17 protein-coding genes and 4 pseudogenes are annotated in these 18,575 nt (G+C 72.8%); 16 read left to right on the forward strand and 5 right to left on the reverse strand.

All coding sequences use genetic code 11. The features are described 5' to 3' along the window. Positions 1–92: 92 nt before the first annotated feature. The 6 genes from STSP_RS28135 (at position 93) to STSP_RS28160 (ending at position 5,734) form a co-directional block, all read left to right on the forward strand. Complete coding sequence (locus tag STSP_RS28135) at positions 93–422, forward strand: TcmI family type II polyketide cyclase (protein ID WP_067283616.1); 330 nt, start codon at positions 93–95, stop codon at positions 420–422. A gap of 106 nt (positions 423–528) precedes the next feature. Beyond that, positions 529–804 (forward strand): phosphopantetheine-binding protein, encoded by a 276-nt coding sequence (locus STSP_RS28140; protein WP_067283618.1) that lies wholly within the window; start codon positions 529–531, stop codon positions 802–804. Between the two features lie 13 nt (positions 805–817). After that, positions 818–1,603: a 3-oxoacyl-ACP reductase FabG gene (gene fabG, locus STSP_RS28145; RefSeq protein WP_067283619.1), complete on the forward strand. Its 786-nt coding sequence runs from the start codon at positions 818–820 to the stop codon at positions 1,601–1,603. Positions 1,604–1,668: 65 nt separating this feature from the next. Further along, a complete protein-coding gene (locus STSP_RS28150) occupies positions 1,669–2,613 on the forward strand; it encodes an aromatase/cyclase (protein WP_067283621.1) in 945 nt (314 codons plus the stop codon). Between the two features lies 1 nt (position 2,614). After that, complete coding sequence (locus STSP_RS28155; protein ID WP_107441418.1) at positions 2,615–4,120, forward strand: FAD-dependent oxidoreductase; 1,506 nt, start codon at positions 2,615–2,617, stop codon at positions 4,118–4,120. Positions 4,121–4,228: 108 nt separating this feature from the next. Then, the gene (locus tag STSP_RS28160) at positions 4,229–5,734 is read left to right on the forward strand and encodes an FAD-dependent monooxygenase (RefSeq protein WP_067283756.1); all 1,506 of its coding nucleotides are present in this window, start codon (positions 4,229–4,231) and stop codon (positions 5,732–5,734) included. A gap of 62 nt (positions 5,735–5,796) precedes the next feature. Here STSP_RS28160 and STSP_RS28165 read toward each other — a convergent pair whose 3' ends face one another. Further along, positions 5,797–6,879 (reverse strand): methyltransferase, encoded by a 1,083-nt coding sequence (locus tag STSP_RS28165; RefSeq protein WP_078067569.1) that lies wholly within the window; start codon positions 6,877–6,879, stop codon positions 5,797–5,799. Between the two features lie 267 nt (positions 6,880–7,146). On the opposite strand from STSP_RS28165, the gene STSP_RS28170 reads away from it, so the two are divergent. The 8 genes from STSP_RS28170 to STSP_RS40455 all read left to right on the forward strand — a co-directional run bounded on the left by STSP_RS28170 (position 7,147) and on the right by STSP_RS40455 (position 15,706). After that, positions 7,147–7,476, forward strand: coding sequence for a 4Fe-4S dicluster domain-containing protein (locus tag STSP_RS28170; protein WP_067283623.1), 330 nt, complete (start codon positions 7,147–7,149; stop codon positions 7,474–7,476). After that, entirely contained in the window at positions 7,473–9,446 is a 1,974-nt protein-coding gene (locus STSP_RS40835) for a hypothetical protein (RefSeq protein WP_067283625.1), read from the forward strand. The genes STSP_RS28170 and STSP_RS40835 overlap by 4 nt, the downstream gene beginning before the upstream one ends. 10 nt (positions 9,447–9,456) lie before the next feature. After that, complete coding sequence (locus tag STSP_RS28180; RefSeq protein ID WP_078067570.1) at positions 9,457–10,845, forward strand: amidase; 1,389 nt, start codon at positions 9,457–9,459, stop codon at positions 10,843–10,845. A 26-nt stretch (positions 10,846–10,871) separates the two neighbouring features. After that, positions 10,872–12,383 (forward strand): type I glutamate--ammonia ligase, encoded by a 1,512-nt coding sequence (locus STSP_RS28185; RefSeq protein ID WP_067283627.1) that lies wholly within the window; start codon positions 10,872–10,874, stop codon positions 12,381–12,383. A gap of 51 nt (positions 12,384–12,434) precedes the next feature. Continuing rightward, positions 12,435–13,721: an adenylosuccinate lyase gene (gene purB, locus STSP_RS28190; RefSeq protein ID WP_067283629.1), complete on the forward strand. Its 1,287-nt coding sequence runs from the start codon at positions 12,435–12,437 to the stop codon at positions 13,719–13,721. Beyond that, entirely contained in the window at positions 13,705–14,109 is a 405-nt protein-coding gene (locus STSP_RS28195) for a GNAT family N-acetyltransferase (RefSeq protein ID WP_067283631.1), read from the forward strand. The genes purB and STSP_RS28195 overlap by 17 nt, the downstream gene beginning before the upstream one ends. 165 nt (positions 14,110–14,274) lie before the next feature. Continuing rightward, a complete protein-coding gene (locus STSP_RS28200; protein WP_078067571.1) occupies positions 14,275–15,057 on the forward strand; it encodes a response regulator transcription factor in 783 nt (260 codons plus the stop codon). A 238-nt stretch (positions 15,058–15,295) separates the two neighbouring features. Beyond that, positions 15,296–15,706: an enediyne antibiotic chromoprotein gene (locus tag STSP_RS40455; protein ID WP_067283635.1), complete on the forward strand. Its 411-nt coding sequence runs from the start codon at positions 15,296–15,298 to the stop codon at positions 15,704–15,706. A 55-nt stretch (positions 15,707–15,761) separates the two neighbouring features. Here the strand turns inward: STSP_RS40455 and STSP_RS40460 are convergent. Beyond that, positions 15,762–15,986 (reverse strand): annotated as a pseudogene (locus STSP_RS40460) (carboxymuconolactone decarboxylase family protein); the annotation flags it as partial. On the opposite strand from STSP_RS40460, the pseudogene STSP_RS28210 reads away from it, so the two are divergent. Beyond that, positions 15,971–16,585 (forward strand): annotated as a pseudogene (locus STSP_RS28210) (sigma-70 family RNA polymerase sigma factor); the annotation flags it as partial. The pseudogenes STSP_RS40460 and STSP_RS28210 sit on opposite strands and share 16 nt — an antisense overlap. A gap of 42 nt (positions 16,586–16,627) precedes the next feature. Here the strand turns inward: STSP_RS28210 and STSP_RS40465 are convergent. Then, positions 16,628–16,759 (reverse strand): annotated as a pseudogene (locus STSP_RS40465) (ArsR family transcriptional regulator); the annotation flags it as partial. Positions 16,760–16,898: 139 nt separating this feature from the next. Continuing rightward, positions 16,899–17,390 (reverse strand): annotated as a pseudogene (locus STSP_RS41035) (hypothetical protein); the annotation flags it as partial. A 24-nt stretch (positions 17,391–17,414) separates the two neighbouring features. Between STSP_RS41035 and STSP_RS41040 the strand changes: the two are divergent. Then, complete coding sequence (locus STSP_RS41040) at positions 17,415–17,627, forward strand: hypothetical protein (protein ID WP_332835398.1); 213 nt, start codon at positions 17,415–17,417, stop codon at positions 17,625–17,627. 135 nt (positions 17,628–17,762) lie between these two features. On the opposite strand, the gene STSP_RS28220 is transcribed toward STSP_RS41040, so the two are convergent. Further along, positions 17,763–18,395, reverse strand: a complete 633-nt coding sequence (locus STSP_RS28220) for a VOC family protein (protein WP_067283763.1) — start codon at positions 18,393–18,395, stop codon at positions 17,763–17,765. Positions 18,396–18,575 lie beyond the last annotated feature (180 nt).

The raw sequence follows: 18,575 nt of genomic DNA on the forward strand, positions 1-18,575 counted from the left end.
GCGCACCAGCCCGTCCGGCGTATGGCGACCGAGCCGACGGTGCGAACCCGCCCTCCGCAAGACACCGGACAGACGCCAAGGAGCGAAAACCTATGCACAGCACGCTGATCGTGGCCCGCATGGCGCCCGGTTCGAGTGCGGACGTCGCCAGGCTGTTCGCCGAGTTCGACGCGACGGACATGCCGCACCGCATGGGCACCCGGCGCCGCCAGCTGTTCGCCTTCAACGGCCTGTACTTCCACCTGCAGGACTTCGACGAGGACAACGGCGGCGAGCTGATCCAGGGCGCCAAGGACGACCCGCGCTTCGTGAAGATCAGCGACGACCTCAAACCGTTCATCGACCCGTACGACCCCGCGACCTGGCGTTCCCCGGCCGACGCCATGGCACAGCGCTTCTACCGGTGGGAGGCCTCCGCCTAGAGCGAGCGGCGCGCCGCCCCCTGCCGGCACGGAGGTGACCGTGCCTGCGACCCACGAGAAACGATCAGCTGGGGCATTAACCGCCCCGAGACCGAAGGAAGTACCCATGGCCAGCATCCAGTTCACCCTCGACAACCTCAGGCGGATCCTTCTCGAGGCCGCGGGCGCCGACGAGAACGTCGACCTCGCCGGAGACATCCTGGACACCACGTTCGCGGTGCTGGGCTACGAGTCCATCGCGCTGCTGGAGACCGGCGGCCGCATCGAGCGCGAGTACGGCATCGTCCTGGACGACGACGACCTCAGCGACGACATCACGCCGCGCGACCTGATCGACGCCGTCAACGCCCAGCTGTCCCTGTCCGAAGCCCGGGCCGCCTGAGAGGAGCACACCCATGTCCGACACCACCCGGAGGGTCGCCCTCGTCACCGGCGCGACCAGCGGCATCGGCCTCGAGGTCGCCCGCCTGCTGGCGCAGCAGGGCCACCAGGTCTTCATCGGGGCGCGCAACGCGGACAACGTCGATCACACCGCCAAGGCGCTGCGCGAGGAGGGCCTGGACGTCGACGGCCAGGCCCTAGACGTCCGTGACGCAGCCTCCGTCAAGGAGTTCGTGCGCAGCGCCGTCGCCGTGTTCGGCACCGTCGACGTGCTCGTCAACAACGCCGGGCGCTCCGGCGGCGGCCCCACCGCGGACATCACCGACGAACTGTGGGACGACGTCATCGACACCAACCTCAACAGCGTCTTCCGGATGACCCGGGAGGTCCTCACCACCGGCGGCATGCGCGCCAAGGACCGCGGCCGGATCATCAACATCGCCTCCACTGCGGGCAAGCAGGGCGTCGTCCTCGGCGCCCCCTACTCGGCCTCCAAGCACGGCGTCGTCGGTTTCACCAAGGCCCTCGGCAACGAGCTGGCGCCGACCGGCATCACCGTCAACGCCGTCTGCCCCGGCTATGTCGAGACGCCGATGGCCCAGCGGGTGCGGCAGGGCTACGCCGCGGCGTACGACACGACCGAGGACGAGATCCTCCAGAAGTTCCAGGCCAAGATCCCACTCGGCCGCTACTCCACGCCCCAGGAGGTCGCGGGCCTGGTCGGCTACCTCGCGTCCGACACGGCCGCCTCCATCACGTCCCAGGCCCTCAACGTCTGCGGTGGCCTCGGCAATTTCTAGTTCGCCCGTCCCGCGGAGCCGCCCCATGGAGTCCGCACAGCCCGTACCACCGAGGAGAAGCCGTCATGACGACTCGTGAGGTCGAGCACGAGATCACCATCAGCGCACCCGCCCCCGCCGTCTACCGCCTTCTCGCCGAGGTGACCAACTGGCCGCGGATCTTCCCGCCCACGATCTACGTCGACCGGGAGGAGATCAGCGGCAGCGAGGAGCACATCCGTATCTGGGCCACCGCCAACGGCGAGCCCAAGACCTGGACCTCGCGCCGCACCCTCGACCCCGAGGCCCTGCGCATCACCTTCCGCCAGGAGGTGCCGGCGCCGCCGGTCGCCGCCATGGGCGGAACCTGGATCGTCGAACCCCTCGACCAGGGCACCTCGCGCGTCCGGCTCCTGCACGACTACCGGGCCATCGACGACGATCCGCACGACCTGCTGTGGATCGAGCGGGCCGTGGACAAGAACAGCACCACCGAACTCGCCGCCCTCAAGGAGAACGTGGAGCGCGTCCACGCCGCCGAGACGGAGGAGCTGACCTTCTCCTTCACCGACACCATACGGATCGAGGGCTCGGCCAAGGACGCCTTCGCCTTCGTCAACGAGGCCGGGCTCTGGCCCGAGCGGCTCCCGCACGTGGCCCGCGTCCGCTTCACCGAGGACACCCCCGGCCTGCAGGAGCTGGAGATGGACACCCGCGCCAAGGACGGCTCGACGCACACCACCAAGTCCTACCGGGTCGCCATCGGCCACCACCGCATCGCCTACAAGCAGGTCACGCTCCCGGCTCTGATGACCCTGCACACCGGCGTGTGGACCTTCGAGGAGACCGACGACGGAGGCGCGACGGCCAGCTCCCAGCACACCGTCACCCTCAACACCGACAACATCGCCAGGGTCCTCGGCCCCGAGGCCACCGTCGCCGACGCCCGCGCCTACGTGCACGGCGCACTGAGCACCAACAGCCTCGCCACCCTCGGCCACGCCAAGGACCACGCGGAGCGGAACCGCTGACATGGCCGGCGCCCCGCACCCGCACAGCCGGATGCCGCACACCGGGCCCGCCGAGACGGTCGACACCCAGGTGATCGTCGTCGGCGCGGGCCCGGTCGGCCTGCTCCTCGCGGGTGAACTGGCCCTGCGCGGCATCCACGTGACCCTCGTCGAGCGGCGCCACGGCCCGACCACGGAGTCCCGCGCCTCCACACTGCACGCCCGCACCATGGAGCTGCTGGACAGCCGCGGCCTGCTTGCGGACCTCGGCAGCCCGCCGTGCGAGCCGCGCGGCCACTTCGGCGGCATCCCTCTCGACCTGACGCTGCCAGGCCCCTACCCCGGGCAGTGGAAGGTCCCGCAGACCAAGACCGAGTCCGTCCTGGAGGAGTGGGCCCTCGGCCTCGGCGCCGACCTCCGATGCGGCCACACCCTGCACGCCGTGGACGACCGCGGCTCCCACGTCGAGGCCGCCGCCAGCAGCCGCCACGGCGACCACGTCACGCTGCGCGCCGCCTACCTCGTCGCCTGCGACGGCCAGGACTCCACCGTGCGCCGCCTGACCGGCGCCGGCTTCCCCGGCACGCCCGCCACCCGGGAGCTGCTGCGCGCCGACGTCGACGGCATCGACATCCCGAACCGGCGCTTCGAGCGGCTCCCCGGCGGCCTCGCCGTCGCCGCCCGCAACCCGGCGGGCGTCACCCGGGTGATGGTGCACGAGTTCGGCGCCGCGGTCCGTGAGCGCGCCGGGAACCCGCACTTCGACGAGATCGCCGCCGCCTGGAAGCGCGTCACCGGCGAGGACATCACCGGTGGCACCCCGCTGTGGGTCAACCACTTCGACGACGAGAACCGGCGCCTGACCCACTACCGGCACGGCCGTGTCCTGTTCGCCGGAGACGCCGCCCACCGCCAGATGCCCATCGGCGGTCAGGCCCTCAACCTCGGCCTCCAGGACGCCTACAACCTCGGCTGGAAGCTCGCCGCCGCCGTCGACGGCACCGCCCCCGCCGGGCTCCTCGACAGCTACGACTGCGAACGCGCCGCCGTCGGCGCCGCCGTCCTGGGCAACATCCGCGCCCAGGCCCTGCTGCTCCTGGGCGGCCCCGAGGTCGAGCCGCTGCGCACGGTCCTCGCCGAACTCATCGCGTACGACGACGTGCGTACCCACCTCGCCGGAATGATCAGCGGCCTCGACATCCGCTACGACGTCGGCGGCCCCGAGCACCCGCTGCGCGGCGCCCGCCTGCCCCACGTGCGGCTCCGCACCGGCGAGATCGTCTGCAGCACGGCCGAACTGCTGCGCTCCGGGCGTGGGCTGCTCCTGGGACTGGGCGCCCCGCCGCCGCACATCGACGCCGCCCTGGCCGACCGCATCGACACGGTCACCGCCCACGCGGCACCCGGCTCGCCGCTCGCGGGCACGCCCGCCGTCCTGGTCCGGCCCGACGGCCATGTCGCCTGGGCGGGCGGCCGGGACGGGGACGGGCTCGCTCAGGCGGTCGGACGGTGGTTCGGCTCCGCCTGAGATCCCGCTCCCGGCCCGCGCAGCGGGTCCGCCCCGCCTTCCCCCGCCTACACCAAGCACGGACCACTGATGACTGAGAGGGATTCCACGACCATGCAGGAGACCACGATGGACGCCGACGTCATCGTCGTAGGCGCAGGCCCGACCGGACTGATGCTCGCAGGCGAACTCCGCCTGGGCGGGGCCGAAGTGATCGTGCTCGACAAGCTGGCCGAGCCCACCGGCCAGTCCCGCGGCCTCGGCTTCACCGCCCGCGCCATGGAGATCTTCGACCAGCGCGGGCTCCTGCCCCGCTTCGGGCAGGGCGAGACCCTGGAGACCAGCCCCGTCGGCCACTTCGGCGGTGTCCAGTTCGACTTCACCACCCTGGAGGGCGCCCACTTCGGCGCCCGCGGCATCCCGCAGAGCCAGACCGAGGCGGTCCTCGCCGAGTGGGCCACCGACCGCGGCGCCGAGATCCACCGCGGCTGCGAGGTCCTCGGGCTCGCCGACGGCTTCCTGGACGGCGACCACGTCGAGGTCACCGTCGGGACCCCGGACGGCGTACGGCAGCTGCGCGCCCGCTACCTGGTCGGCTGCGACGGCGGCAAGAGCACGGTGCGCAAGCTCGCCGGCATCGACTTCCCCGGCACCGAGGCGACCCGCGCGATGTTCCTCGCCGACGTGACCGGCCTCGACCTCAAGCCCCGCTACCTCGGCGAAGCCCTCCCCAACGGCATGGTGATGGCCGCCCCCCTCAAGGAGGGTGTGCACCGCATCATCGTCTGCCCGCACGGCGCCGCCGCCCGCAGCGCCGACGACACCGTCACCTTCGAGGAGGTCGCCAAGGCCTGGGAGCACATCACCGGCGAGGACATCAGCGGCGGCGGCGCCGAGTGGGTCAGCTTCTTCAGCGACGCCACCCGCCAGGCCGCCGAGTACAAGCGCGGCCGCGTGCTGCTCGCCGGGGACGCCGCCCACATCCACCTGCCCGCCGGCGGCCAGGGCCTGAGCGCCGGCGTGCAGGACGCCGCCAACCTCGGCTGGAAGCTCGCCGCCGTCGTCACCGGCCGCGCCGGCGAGGCCCTCCTCGACACCTACCACTCCGAGCGTTACCCGGTGGGCCGCCGCCTGCTGATGAACACCCGCGCCCAGGGCATGGTCTTCCTCGGCGGCGACCAGGCCGAGCCGCTGCGCCGGATCATCACCGAACTCACCAGCTACGACACGGTCCGCCGGCACCTGGCGGGCATCGTCTCCCACCTCGACATCCGCTACGACGTCACCGACGACGCCGGCGACGCCGCCCACCCGCTGCTCGGGCGCCGCCTCGGCAAGCTCCCGCTGACCGGAGCCGACGGCGAGACCGACACCTTCCGGCTGCTGCACGCCGGGCGCGGCGTCCTGCTCGACCTCGCCGGCAACGCCGGTCTGCGGGAGGCCGCCGCCGCCTGGACCGGCCGCGTCGACGTCGTGACGGCCACCGCCACCACGGCCGACCGCGACACCGTGTTCGCGGGCGCCGAGGCGGTGCTGGTCCGGCCCGACGGCCACGTCGCGTGGACCGGCGCCGGCGGTGCCGACGGCCTCGACACCGCCCTCGCCCGCTGGTTCGGCGCACCCGCCGAAGGCTGACGTACGCGATGAGGGGCGCCGCCCGGACCACCGGGCGGCGCCCCTCGGCACTGCACAGGCCCCTACCGGAGACTCGCCTCCACGACCGAGATCGCCGCCGGCGTCTGCACGACCCGCTCCAGCCGGAAGCCCGCCTTGGCCAGCAGCTCCCCGTACTGCACGGCCGTCCGCTCCTTGCCGCCCACGAGCAGCATCAGCCACAGGTCGACCAGCTTCGAGGCGTGCGCGGCGTTCGGCTTGTCCGGCACGACCATCTCCATCAGCAGCAGCCGCCCGTCCGGCCGCATCGCGGCCCGCACGTTGCGCAGGATCTCAAGGGCCTGCTCCTCGGGCCAGTCGTGCACGATGTGCTTGAGGACGTACGCGTCCCCGCCCTCGGGCACCGGCCCGAACAGATCGGCGGCCACCACCTCGCACCGGTCGGCGACCCCCTGCTCCGCCAGGTAGTCCGCCGCGCCGTTCTCGCCCACCCGCGGGTCGGAGAGGATCCCCCGCACGCCCGGCGACTTCTTCAGGATGCCGGCGAGCAGTTCACCGCGGCCCGCGCAGAAGTCCACGACCGTGCCGAACCCGGAGAAGTCGTACGCGGCCAGGATCGGTTCGGTCTCGGTGGTGGACATGGCGCCCATGCCCTTCATGAACACCTCGCCGTACTCCGGCTTGGCCTCCAGGAACTCGAAGGCCGTCATGCCGCGCAGCTTCGGCAGGCTCGGCTCGCCGGAGCGCACCGCGTCGACGAAGTGCGACCAGTCTTCCCAGTGGATCGGGTGGCCCATGAGCACCGCGATGCCGCGCATCGACATCGGTGCGTCCTCCAGCAACGCGGCCCCCATCGGGGACAGTTCGAAGCCGCCGCCCTTCCGCTCGGCGAAGATGCCGTTCGAGGCGAGCAGCCGCATCAGCCGCTGCAGCGTCTCCGGGTGGGCGCCGACGCGCTCGGCGAGCCGGTCGGCGGGCAGCGGACCGTCCCGGAGCGCCTCGGCGACGCGCAGCTCCGCGGCGGCGTAGACGGCCTGGCTGAGCATGGCGCCCTGGACCATTTCGAGCAGCGAGAACGGTGCGGGGGCCAGCTTCCGTGCCAGCCTCTGCAGACCGGTACGCAGGCCTTCGACGGCCCGGACGACGCGGGCGGGCGGCAGCGGCATGGGTTCCTCCGTGGTGGGCGGCGGGCGGCCGGGTGGTGCGCCCGCGGGCGGGCAGGTCGGCGCGTACCGGCCGGAAACCGCCGGGTACGCCCGGACACCAACGGTCCGGTGGCACGGACGGGCCGCGCTCGCAGCCGACTCGAGCGGGCGCGGCGGGGCTCCAGTTGGTCCCCACCCGCGCTCCGGGCGCAGTCGAGAGGGTCCGGTGACGATCGGGACCGTCCGTCTTGGCCGTGGCCGAGAACAGTCCCGGAGGGGGCCGATCCCGTGAAGAAGCTTGCTTCGTCCGCCGCGCTGTCGGAGCGCGCCGATCGCATCGCCCGACGCTCCCGCGCCGACAACTGGAAGAAGCCCCCGCGGCGCATCGAGACGTCCGAGTGCATCACCTGCGACAGCTGCCTGCGCGGCTGTCCCGAGGAGTTCGGGGCCGTCTTCGACCGGGGCCTGGACGTCGTGATCGTCCCCGAGCTCTGCTCGGGCTGCCCCGCCTGCGTGCTCGAGTGCCCGGTCGACTGCATCTACGTGGACGAGGACTGGACCCCGACCGACGACGCGATGTGGAACCACATCGAGCTCACCGCCGAGAGTGCCGCATGAAGGACCCCGCAGGGCGCCACGAGTCCCGCCGCGCCGTCAATGCGAGGAAGCGGATCAGCCGCCGCCCCAGCCGGCTCGGCATCCCCGCCGGCAGCACGGACAAGCCGGACCGCGTCGCCGAGCCCGACGCCGGGTTCCCCGGGCTGCTGAGGCGCGTCTGGCGGCGTGCGGCCGAGGCCGGAGACCTGCGATCGAGTCTCGACGTGCTGCTCACCCTCGACGGACATGTCCCCGGCGACATACAGCTGCGGGCCCTGAACTCCGCGGAGCAGGCCGCCCTCACCGCGCTGTGCGGCCTGAGCTGGCGCGACCCTGACGGCGCCACCGACAGCGCCGCCGACGCGGCAGGGACGCCGGCGGCAGCGACCACGGAGCCGGCCCCCGATACGTCCGAAGCCCCCGCCTTCCTCGGCGAGATCGGCCTCGCCACCAACGGCCGCATCGCCCTGCGCACCCCCGGCGCCCGCCCCCTCGACCCCCGCGACCTGGTCGGCGGTGTGCGCCGCGTACCGTACAGCCGCGCCGCCCTCGCCGCCTACCGGCGCGAACTCGACCGCGCCCGGGAACGGAACGCCGCCTCCGCAGCCGACTGCCGCGCCTGGCTCGCCGAGCAGGGCCCCGAGGGCCGCGACGCCCTGCTCGCCCAGGCCAGGGAGGCGACCCTGCGCACCGCCCCGTTCGTCCTCTACCAGGAGGACACGCAGTACACGAACTTCCGGGGCCAGAACACGCTGACCGGCAAGACCCTCTGGCCCGGCCACCCCGACTGCGCCCTCAGCGCGCTGCAGGGCCTTCCGCTCGACCTCTGGTCGGACCAGGACACCCAGCTGATCGTCTGCCTCACGCTGCTCATCCGCTCGGCCGGCTTCGGCCGGGTCGAGGAGGCCAACGGCACCCAGCTGACCGTCGACCACGTCGCCTACACGCTGGAGCGGGTGCGCCGCGCCTACAACGCCGTACCCGGCGTCGAGCCGGTGCCCGCCGCCGCCTCGCACCGCGTCGCCGACCTCGACCGGCTCGCCGCCCGGCTGCGCGAGCGCCGTCAGGGGTTAAGCCGGCACGCCCAGTTGTACCGCGAGATCCACGGGGCGCTGATGCACAAGGTGGAGCGCGTGGCCGCCGCCCCCGGCCCCGCCGCCCGCGCCCGCCAGGACGCCGTCACCGAGCGCCTGCGCGCGAGGCTGCCGCTGGCCGGCGGCACGCTCACCGAGCTCGGCCGGAACCTGGCCGCCGCGCCCGGCTGGCTCGCCGAACCGCACGGCGCCTTCGGCACCGGCCTGGAGTCCCTGGTGTACGAGACCGTGGCCGCGACCGCCGAGGCCTTCGCCGCCGACTTCGCGATGAGCCGCGGCATGCGCTCGCTGCCCGGCCTGGTACGGGCACTGCGCGGCGAGAGCTGGGCGGAGATCTGTGACTGGGACATCACGCACTTCTTCTGCTGCGTGGTGCCGCGTCCCGAGGCCGCCGCCCACTTCGGCGGCTCCGCGGCCGCGCTCGCCGACGCCGCCTGGGCCATGTCCTCGCGCATGCAGTACAACTCCTGGCACTTCGTCGCCGGCAACCTGCCGCGGGTGCCCGAGGTGGTGGCCCGCGACCACTTCGTGCCGCCCGTCATCCCGGACGTCGCGTTCTTCTCGGACCAGCACCACCACGGGCACGTCAACAACAACGTGCGGTTCTCCATCCGCTCCCCGCAGGCCGTCGAGGTCGACGGGCGCCGGTTCGACGGCTTCATGGACCTGCGGCTGCTGCGCTGCGCCGGCGACCCGTTCGACGAGCAGGACCTGCTCGCCGCACAGCAGGTGTCGGCGTTCATCGCCCGCGCCACCTCGCTCGCCGCCGGGCTCGTCGCCGCCGGAGCGGAGCTCGAGGTCACCGCGTTCGACTCCGGCTGGCACTGGACGGCCGTCACGGGCGCCGGACCCGCGGCGTCCGGCGCCCTGGCCGGCCAGGTCCGCCGAGCGTCCTGAAGGGAGACCGATGACCGCCCGCGGCATCAGCCACACCAGGGAACTCCTGCGGCGGGGCGAGCTGTCCGCCGTCGAGCACACCACCGCAGTCCTGACCGCCATCCGCGAGCAGGACACCCTCGACGCGTACGTCGCCGTCGCGGGCGAGGAGGCGCTGCGCGCGGCCGAGCGCGCAGACGCCCGGATCCGAAAGCTCGGCGCCGACGCCTGGCGCACCATGCCGCTGCTGGGTGTCACCGTCTCCGTGAAGGACCTGCTGCAGACCCACGACCTGCCCACCGCCCGCGGCTCGCTGCTGCCCAACGACCGGCCCCGCGAGGACGCCCCCGCCGTGGCCCGGCTGCGCGCCGCCGGGGCCGTCGTCGTCGGCAAGACCGCCACCTCCGAGTACGGCTGGAGCGCCTCGACGGTCAGCCGTGTCGCCCCGCCCACCCGCAACCCCTACGATCCGCGCCTGACCGCGGGCGGCTCCAGCGGCGGTGCCGCGGCCGCGGTGGCCACGCACCTGTGCGACGGCTCTCTCGGCACCGACGGCTCCGGGTCGATCCGGATCCCCGCGGCGTTCTGCGGCGTCGTCGGCTACAAGCCGTCCCTCGGGCGCATTCCGTACTTCCCCAACAGCGCCGACCGGCTCGCCCACCAGGGCCCCATCGCCCGCACCGTCGCCGACGCCGCGCTGCTCGGGAAGGTCATGGCGGGCCCGCACCCGGCCGACCCCGACTCGGGCCTCGGCTCCCTCGACGCGCCGCGCACCGGACGGGTGCTCAGGATCGGCTGGATCGAGTACGAGGGCACCAGCGACGAGGTCCGCCGCGTCACCGAACAGGCCCGCCTGGCCCTGATGGGCCAGGGCCACCTGGTCGAGGACATCGAGGTGCGCTGCACCCACCTGTACCCCGCGCTCGTCGACATCCTCGCCGCCTCCGAGGCGGCCGGGGCCCGCCCCGAGGACGACGAGTGGGCCGATCCCGGCCGCCTGGAGGTGATCCGGCACGGGCGCACCCTCAGCGGCGCCGACGTGATCCGCGCCGAGGAGGTCCGCCAGAACCTGCGCACCACCCTGCGCACCGTCATGGACCACTACGACGTGCTCGCCATGGCCACCGTGCCCGTCGAGCCGTTCGCCGCCGACGCCATCGGCCCTTCCTGGGCGGCCGACCCGCGGGACCTCAAGTGGCTGGCCTGGGCGCCCGCCTCCTACCCCTTCAACATGACCGGCCAGCCGGCCCTGTCCCTGCCCGCCGGACTCACCCGCTCCGGCCTGCCGGTGGGCCTGCAGCTGGTCGGGCCCGTCGGCGCCGACGACCTGGTCGTCTGGCTCGCCGGGCGCCTGGAGTCGGACCTCGGCACGCCGGCGCCGCCGGCCGTGCGGGCCCTGGAACCCGCAGTCGCCCGGTAACTCACGCCCGTGGAAAGGAAGTTCCCATGTACGCCAGGTCATGGTCCTCGCCCGCCGCGGAGGGCAGCGTCGGGCGGCCCTCGTTCGTGGCCGATCACGGGCTGTGGGACGAAGCCCGGCTCGCCGCCGCCGAGCTGATCGAGGCGAGCCTCGCCGACCTCGACTTCGTCCGCCTCGTCTTCGGCGACCCGCACGGTCTGGCCCGCTCCAAGACCCTCACCGCCGAGGCGTTCCGCACCGTGCTGCGCAACGGCATGAACTTCAGCCCCGGGCCGTTCGTCTTCGACACCGGGCACGCCGTCGCCGTGGACTTCCTCGGCGACCACGGCATCGGCGTCGACGAGATCGCCGGCGCCGGGAACTTCATCCTGGTGCCGGACCCGCTCACCTTCCAGGAGCTGCCGGGCGGCGACGCCCGCACCGCCTGGGTGATCGGCGACGAGTACCTGCGCGACGGCAGCCCGCACCCGCTGTCCTCACGGGCCGTGCTGCGCCGCGTCGTCGACCGGTACACCGAGCAGGGTCTCGCCCCCGTCCTCGGCCTCGAAGTCGAGTGGTACCTCACCCGGCGCCTCGACGACGCCCCCGGCAACACCGGCAACGGCTTCGGCCTGCAGGGACGGGCGCCGCGCGTGGCCGCCCTGAACGCCGGCTACCAGTTCAACCTCGACGCCCACTACGACACCGTCGCCCCCCTCACCGACCCGCTCGCCCTGCACCTGCTCGCCCTCGGCCTGCCGCTGAGGTCGATGGAGCACGAGTCTGGGCCCGGGCAGGTCGAGACGACGTTCAGCCCGATGTCCGCGCTGGACACCGCCGACGCGATGCTGCTCTTCCGTACGGTCACCAAGAGCTGGTGCGCCCGCCGCGGCCACCACGCCTCCTTTATGTCGCAGCCGCTCCTCGACGCAGCCGACCCCAGCGGCTGGCACCTCAACCAGTCGGTCACGGACCTCGCCTCGGGAGGCAACCTGTTCAGTGCCGAGGGACTGTCCGGCGGCCTCTCCCCGCACGGCAAGGCGTACGCCGAGGGGCTGCTGTCCTGGGCCCGCGAGCTGTTCCTGCTCTCGGTGCCCACCGTCAACGGCTACCGGCGGCTCGCCGCCGAGCACACCCTCGCGCCCACCCGGCTCGGCTGGAGCCAGGAGGACCGCAGCGCGATGCTCCGCGTCGTCGGCCATGGCGCCGGGGCGCACATCGAGAACCGGATCGGCGAGCCGTGCGCCAACCCGTACCTCACCATCGCCGCCCAGCTGTTCGCGGGCCTGGAGGGCCTCACCGCCCAGGCCGCGCCCACAGACGCCGCGGACGCCGCAGGCGCCTCGAGCCCCGGACTCGTACCGCAGCAGCTGCGCGAGGCCCTCGACGCCTTCCGCGCCGGCCGTGCCGCCCGGCTGCTCGGCGAGCCGCTCGCCGCCTGCCTCACCAAGCTCAAGGAGAGCGAGCTGCGCCGCTACGAGGCCTGGTGCCTGCAGGCAGCGCCCGCCCCCGGGCAGGTCACCGAGTGGGAGCAGCGCGAGTACTTCGGCGCCTACTGAGACCCACCGAGCCCCACGTCCCCCGCCGGTTCCTCCTGTTGAAGGTCGCGCATGATTCCCCGTTACACGCTGCCCGAGATGGCCGGCCTCTTCTCCGACCGGTCCCGCTACGCCACCTGGGTGCGCGTGGAGATCCTCGCCTCCGAGGCGCAGGCCGCCCTCGGCCGCGTACCCCACGAGGCGGTCGAGGACATGCGGCGCGCCCGTGTCCCCGACCCGGAGCGGGTCGCCGAGATCGAGCGGGAACGCGACCACGAGGTGCTCTCCTTCCTCGCCGCCTACTGCGAGGACATCCCCGATTCCTCCGCGCGCTGGGTGCACCTCGGCATGACCAGCTACGACCTCGTCGACACCGCGCTCGGCCACACCCTGGCCCGCGCCACCGACCTGCTCACCGGCGCCGCCCGGCGGCTGCGGCGCGTGCTGACCGAACGGGCCCTGGAGCACTGGGACACCGCGATGGTGGGCCGCACCCACGGCGTGCACGCCGAGCCCACCACCTTCGGGCACAAACTCGCCGGGCACGCCTTCGCCGTGGACCGCTCGCTGCGCCGGCTCGCCGCCGCCCGCGAGGCCGTCGCCGTCGGCACCGTGTCCGGCTCCGTCGGCACCTACGCGCTGATCGACCCGCGCGTCGAGGAGCACGTCTGCGCCGCCCTCGGCCTCGGCGTCGAGCCCGCGCCCAGCCAGGTCGTCGCCCGCGACCGGCACGCACAGCTCCTGCAGGCCGTGGCCACGCTGGGCGCCTGCGTGGAACAGATCGCCCTGGAGCTGCGGCTGTTGCAGCGCACCGAGGTCCGCGAGGTCGAGGAGCGGCGCACAGGCGCCTACCAGGGCTCCAGCGCCATGCCGCACAAGCGCAACCCCACCACCAGCGAACGCCTGTGCGGCCTCGCCCGCCTCCTGCGCGGCTACGCCGACACCGCCCTGGAAAACGTGGCGCTCTGGCACGAACGCGACCTCGCCCACCAGTCCGTGGAGCGGGTGATCCTGCCCGACAGCCTCTGCGTCGGCCACTTCCAAGTGACGAAGGCCGCCGACCTGGTGGCCTCGCTCACCGTCGACGCCGACCGGATGCGCGCACACATCGACCAGACCGACGGCCTCGTCTACAGTTCCTCGGTCCTCGCCGAACTCCTCGGCGACGGCATGGAGCGCGAACGCGCCTACCGCAGCGTGCAGGCCGCGGCCAACCACACCCTGGCGACGGGCGAGCACTTCGGCGCGTCCCTGGCCAAGCAGGGCATCGACCTGGCCGGGCTCGGCCCCGAGCGCTTCCTCGCCCACCACGATGTCATCCGCACCCGATTGGAGAAGCTGCATGAGCTGGAAGATTGACCGTGTCGAGGGCGCGGCGCTCGACCTGGACGAGGTCCTCGGCGTCTACCACGCCTCCGGCCTCGGCGAGCGGCGCCCGGTCGAGGACCGGGAGCGGTTCGCGGCCATGGTCGAGAACGCCAACCTCGTGCTCGTCGCCCGCGATGAGCAGGGCGCGCTCCTCGGCATCGTGCGCGCAGTCTCCGACTTCTCCTACGTCACCTACGTCTCGGACATCGCTGTCGTACGGGACCGCCAGCGCTCCGGCATCGGCCGCGCCCTGATCGACGCCACGCGAGACGAGGCACCGGCCGCAAAGCTCGTGCTGCTGTCCGCGCCCGCGGCCGTCGACTACTACCCGCACATCGGGTTCACGCGCCACGAATCGGCCTGGGTGCTCAACCCGTAGGACCCGCCGACACCGGGTCAGCAAGGCTGTACCGGGGCTCGACCGCGCTTGCCTAGATTCACGGTCAGGGCGGGCCCCGGACCCGCGGCGCCGTGGGCGGCCCGCGTCCGTGCCACCCCGCCGCCGCACGCGCCCCGCGCACAGCACCGGACCCCCGGGGGAGGCATGACCCACACATCGGCACAGGCGCTGCTCGACACCCGCCCGCCCGCCGGCCCCGCCCCGGCCGTCCCACGGCCCGCAGGGGAGCCGGGGGCCACCGGCCACGGCGCGGCCGTCTCGATGCCCTCCGGGCGCCGCGTCCTCGTCGTCGACGCCGACACCGCCTGCGCCGACTCCCTGGTCACCCAGTTGCGCCGGCACGGTCACGAGGCCCTCGGCGTCCGGCGCGGCGGGGCCGCGCTGCGCGCCCACGAGGACGTCGACCTGGTCCTGCTCGACCTCGAACTGCCCGATCTGGACGGGCTGGAGGTCTGCCGCGCCATCCGTGCCGTCAGCCGGGTGCCCGTCATCATCGTCACCGCCCGCGCCTCCGAACTGGACTGCGTCCTCGGCCTCCAGGCGGGCGCCGACGACTACGTCGCCAAGCCGTACGGCCTGCGTGAGCTCATGGCCCGCATCGAGGCCGTGATGCGCCGCGCCGAGTGGCAGCCCGCCGCCGCCCGCGAGATCCGGCACGGCCGCCTGCACATCGACGTGGGCTCCCGCGAGGTCCTGGTCGGCGGCGAGGAAGTCGCCCTGACCCGCAAGGAGTTCGACCTCCTCTGCCTGCTCGCCTCCCACCCGGACACGGTCATCCCGCGCAAACAGCTCCTCCAGCAGGTCTGGGGCGACTCCTGGTCCCGGCGCACCGTCGACACCCACGTCAGCAGCCTCCGCGGCAAGCTGGGCGACAGCGGCTGGATCGTGACGGTGCGGGGGGTCGGCTTCATGCTGGGCAACCCCTAGACGAGGTAAGTCCGACGTCGCGTCGGTCGCCCGAAGGGGCCCCGCGGCGTCTGGAGCGGCGTGGGGCACCTCCCGCACGGACTCTGGGGTCAGGGACTTTGGACTTACTCGTCCAGCGGGGCTCCAGAGGGATGCGAGTGGTCTTCGAGCCGATCTCATGCGCTCCGGTCGACTCTGGGTGCGGCGTGATCACAAAGAACGCGCTATTCCACTTTCCGCACCCATTGGGGAGACGAACATGCAGATCCGCTCGCGTCTGACCAAGGCCGGCATGCTGGGCGCCGCCGCCGTGGCCGCCCTCGCCTTCTCCGCGGCCCCGGCCTCCGCGGCCCCGGCGGTGACCGCCTCGCCCAGCAGCGGCCTGGCCGACGGCCAGTCCGTGACCGTGACCGGCACCGGCTTCCCGGCGGGTGCCCAGGTCGCCGTGTCGCAGTGCCGGGAGAGCACCACGTGCACCGACACGCTGTCGACGGCCACCGTCGGCGCCGACGGCAGGTTCACCGCCAACTACAGCGTGCGCAAGCAGTTCACGGCCACCGACTGGAGCACCGGCTCCACCGTGACCGTGGACTGCGCCGCGCAGCAGTGCCAGCTGGTCGCCTACCAGGAGGCCACCGGCCCGGTCGGCACCAACATCTCCTTCGGCTGAGGCAGCCCGTCACCTCGAGCCGGGGCCCACCGAGCGGCGCCCGCGACCGGCGCCGCTCGGTGGGCGCCAGGGCGGCGCGCTCGGCGTCGGTGTAGAACGGCGCCTCGCGCCAGGCAGCGAGCTGGTGCAGCCGCTCGTCGGTCTCGCCGGCCTTCTTGGCGTTGGTGACACCGGCGTACACGCAGGGGCTGCAGCCGTTGATCTGGCTGGCCCGCAGGTGAACCAGCTCCTGCACTGACGGATCAGCTCGCGAGGATGTGACAGGTGAGCGAGGAAGAATTTCTGGCCCAGCGTTTCGAGGAACACCGCTCACATCTGCGCGCGGTGGCCTACCGCATGCTGGGCTCGCTCAACGAGGCGGACGACGCCGTCCAGGAAGCCTGGTTGAAGCTGAACCGCTCCGACGTCTCGGGGGTGCAGAACCTGGGCGGCTGGCTGACCACCGTGGTGGGCCGGGTGTGCCTGGACCTGCTGCGCTCTCGCACCGCCCGCCGCGAGGAGCGACTGCACGACCAGGACGGTCGGATCCGGCTGCCCGACCCGGTCGTCAGCGGCCCGGACAGCGTGGACCCCGAACAGGAGGTACTCGTGGCCGACTCGGTGGGCATCGCCCTCATGGTCGTCCTGCAGACCCTCTCTCCCGCCGAGCGGCTCGCGTTCGTCCTGCACGACCTGTTCTCCGTGCCCTTCGACGAGATCGCCCCCATCCTCGGCCGCACCCCTGCCTCCACCCGGCAGCTCGCCAGCCGCGCCCGCCGCCGGGTCAACAGGGCCGCACCCGCTCTCGACACCGATCTCGCCCGCAGGCGCCGGGTCGTGGATGCCTTCCTTACCGCCTCGCGCAGCGGCGACTTCGACGCGCTCCTCGCCGTCCTCGACGGCCCCGGACTCCCACCTCTGACCCCAGCCGCAAAGTAGCGGTCAGGACTTCATGACCGTGGTCTTCTTGGGCTGGCGGGGGACGGTCCTGGTCTTATCGAGGTGTCCGTAGACCGTCGACCGGGGCACGCCGAACAGGTCGGCGATCTGCTGGACGGTCTTCTCGCGCTCGTCGTAGAGCTCCTGGGCAAGCGCGGCCTGGTCCGCTGTGAGCTTCGGCCGGCGCCCGCCGACCCGGCCCCGGGCCCGCGCCGAGCCCGTCGTTGGTGTTTGCCATGATCAGTTCACGTTGGAGTTCGGCGAGCACGGACAGCATCCCGAACATCGCCCGGCCCTCCATGGTGGAGGTGTCGATGCCCTGCTCGATGACGTGCAGGCCGATGCCGCGCGGCAGAATTTCGTGCTGCGCGGTGGCCTGCCCGCCACGCAGGGGCGGCACGGCCGGGTCAGCTGGAAGGCCGGCGGCTCGCTGACCCGGCCGCTGCTGGGGGCCCGGGCGACGTACGAGACGCTGGACCGCAACGGCAGTTCGGACGCGCCGTATCTGACGGTGACCCGAATGGAACTGGGCGAGATGACGCTGACTACCAGCCGGGGACCGGCGACGGTACCAGCCTGGTTGTTCACCCTGGATGGCTACGACACCCCGCTCAAACGGGCCGCCGTCAGCCCCTCGGACACGCCGACGCCACCGATCGAGCCCTTCGGGGAACCTGCCGAGGTGCCAGACAGCGTGCTGGAGCCGATCGACCGGCTGGTGGAGGTGACCGCCGACGGCCGGTCGGTGACAGTGGCCGCCCTCCACAGCGCGTGCGACGACGGCTTGAGGGTGGATGCCCTGGAGACGGACGGCAGCGTCGTGCTCTCGGCGGCGGTGACCGGCACGCAGGAGGGGGCCTGCAAGTCGGTGGGCTTGCAGGACGAAGTGACGGTGGAGCTGGTCGCCCCACTGCGTGATCGCGTGCTGCTGGACGCCTTTACAGGTCGCCCCGTGCAATACGACCAGGCGAGAGGGCTGACGGACCGGTCCGAGTTGAACTGATCACAGCCTTCGAGGTCACGTCTTGTCAGGGAGCTGTCGCCGTGACGGCGGCACCAGGTGGGCTTCGAGGACGAACCTGTACCCCCAGCGCCGAGACCACCCGACGCTGACCCGTAACCTCCCGAGACAGCACATCTAGGCCGACGGCGACGTCACCGACGTGGGCTCCCAGGCGAACCCGTCCGGGTCGGTGAAGGCTCCGGTGGTGCTGCCGAGCACGATCCGGTGCGAGCCGCTGCCGTCCTCGGGCACGCCGACGTCCTTGGCCAGGCCCCGGCGCTTGTACAGCGCCAGCTTGACGGGGCTGGAGTCGTCGGAGGCGAACTCGACGTACTTGCCGCCGAAGCTCTTCGCCACGGACAGGCCCTGCTCGACGTAGAACTGCTTGCTCGCCTTGACGTCCTCGGCTCCCAGCAGGAGCACGAGGTCGTCGATCTTCCGGGTGGCGGGGCCGGTGTTCTTCTTCGACGAGGTCGCGAGCTTCCAGATCGTGCCGTCCGGGGCCTGTACGACGCCGCCGTAGCCCCACAGGGACTTCGAGGCCGGCTTCAGGGACGTGGCACCGGCCTCGATGGCGGAGCCGATGAAGCTGTCGACGTCGGCCGGCTGGGACACGGTGATCGACATTGTGAAACCGCGGAATCCGGTCGTCGGCGCCTCGGAGGCCCGCAGGCGTACCTGCGAGCCCAGTCCGAAGGCGGCGGTGTAGAAGCGGTCGGCGGCCGTGGGGTCGGCCACCTCGAGGGTGACGGATGCGAGGGAAGTCATGGCGATCACGCTAGCTGCGGCGCACTCGCCGGGGCTTCTTCATTCCTGCTCGATACCGGCACCGGTGCCGTCATGTGCCACGGCAGCCCCGCGGTGGTGACCGCCGCGCGGCTCCGGTAGAGGCCGCGCGGCGTGCCGACCAGCTCCGTGAAGTGGGCGGCGAGGGTTGGGAACTGCTGC

Origin of the sequence: Streptomyces jeddahensis, assembly GCF_001642995.1 — a bacterium.
Taxonomy (GTDB): domain Bacteria; phylum Actinomycetota; class Actinomycetes; order Streptomycetales; family Streptomycetaceae; genus Streptomyces; species Streptomyces jeddahensis.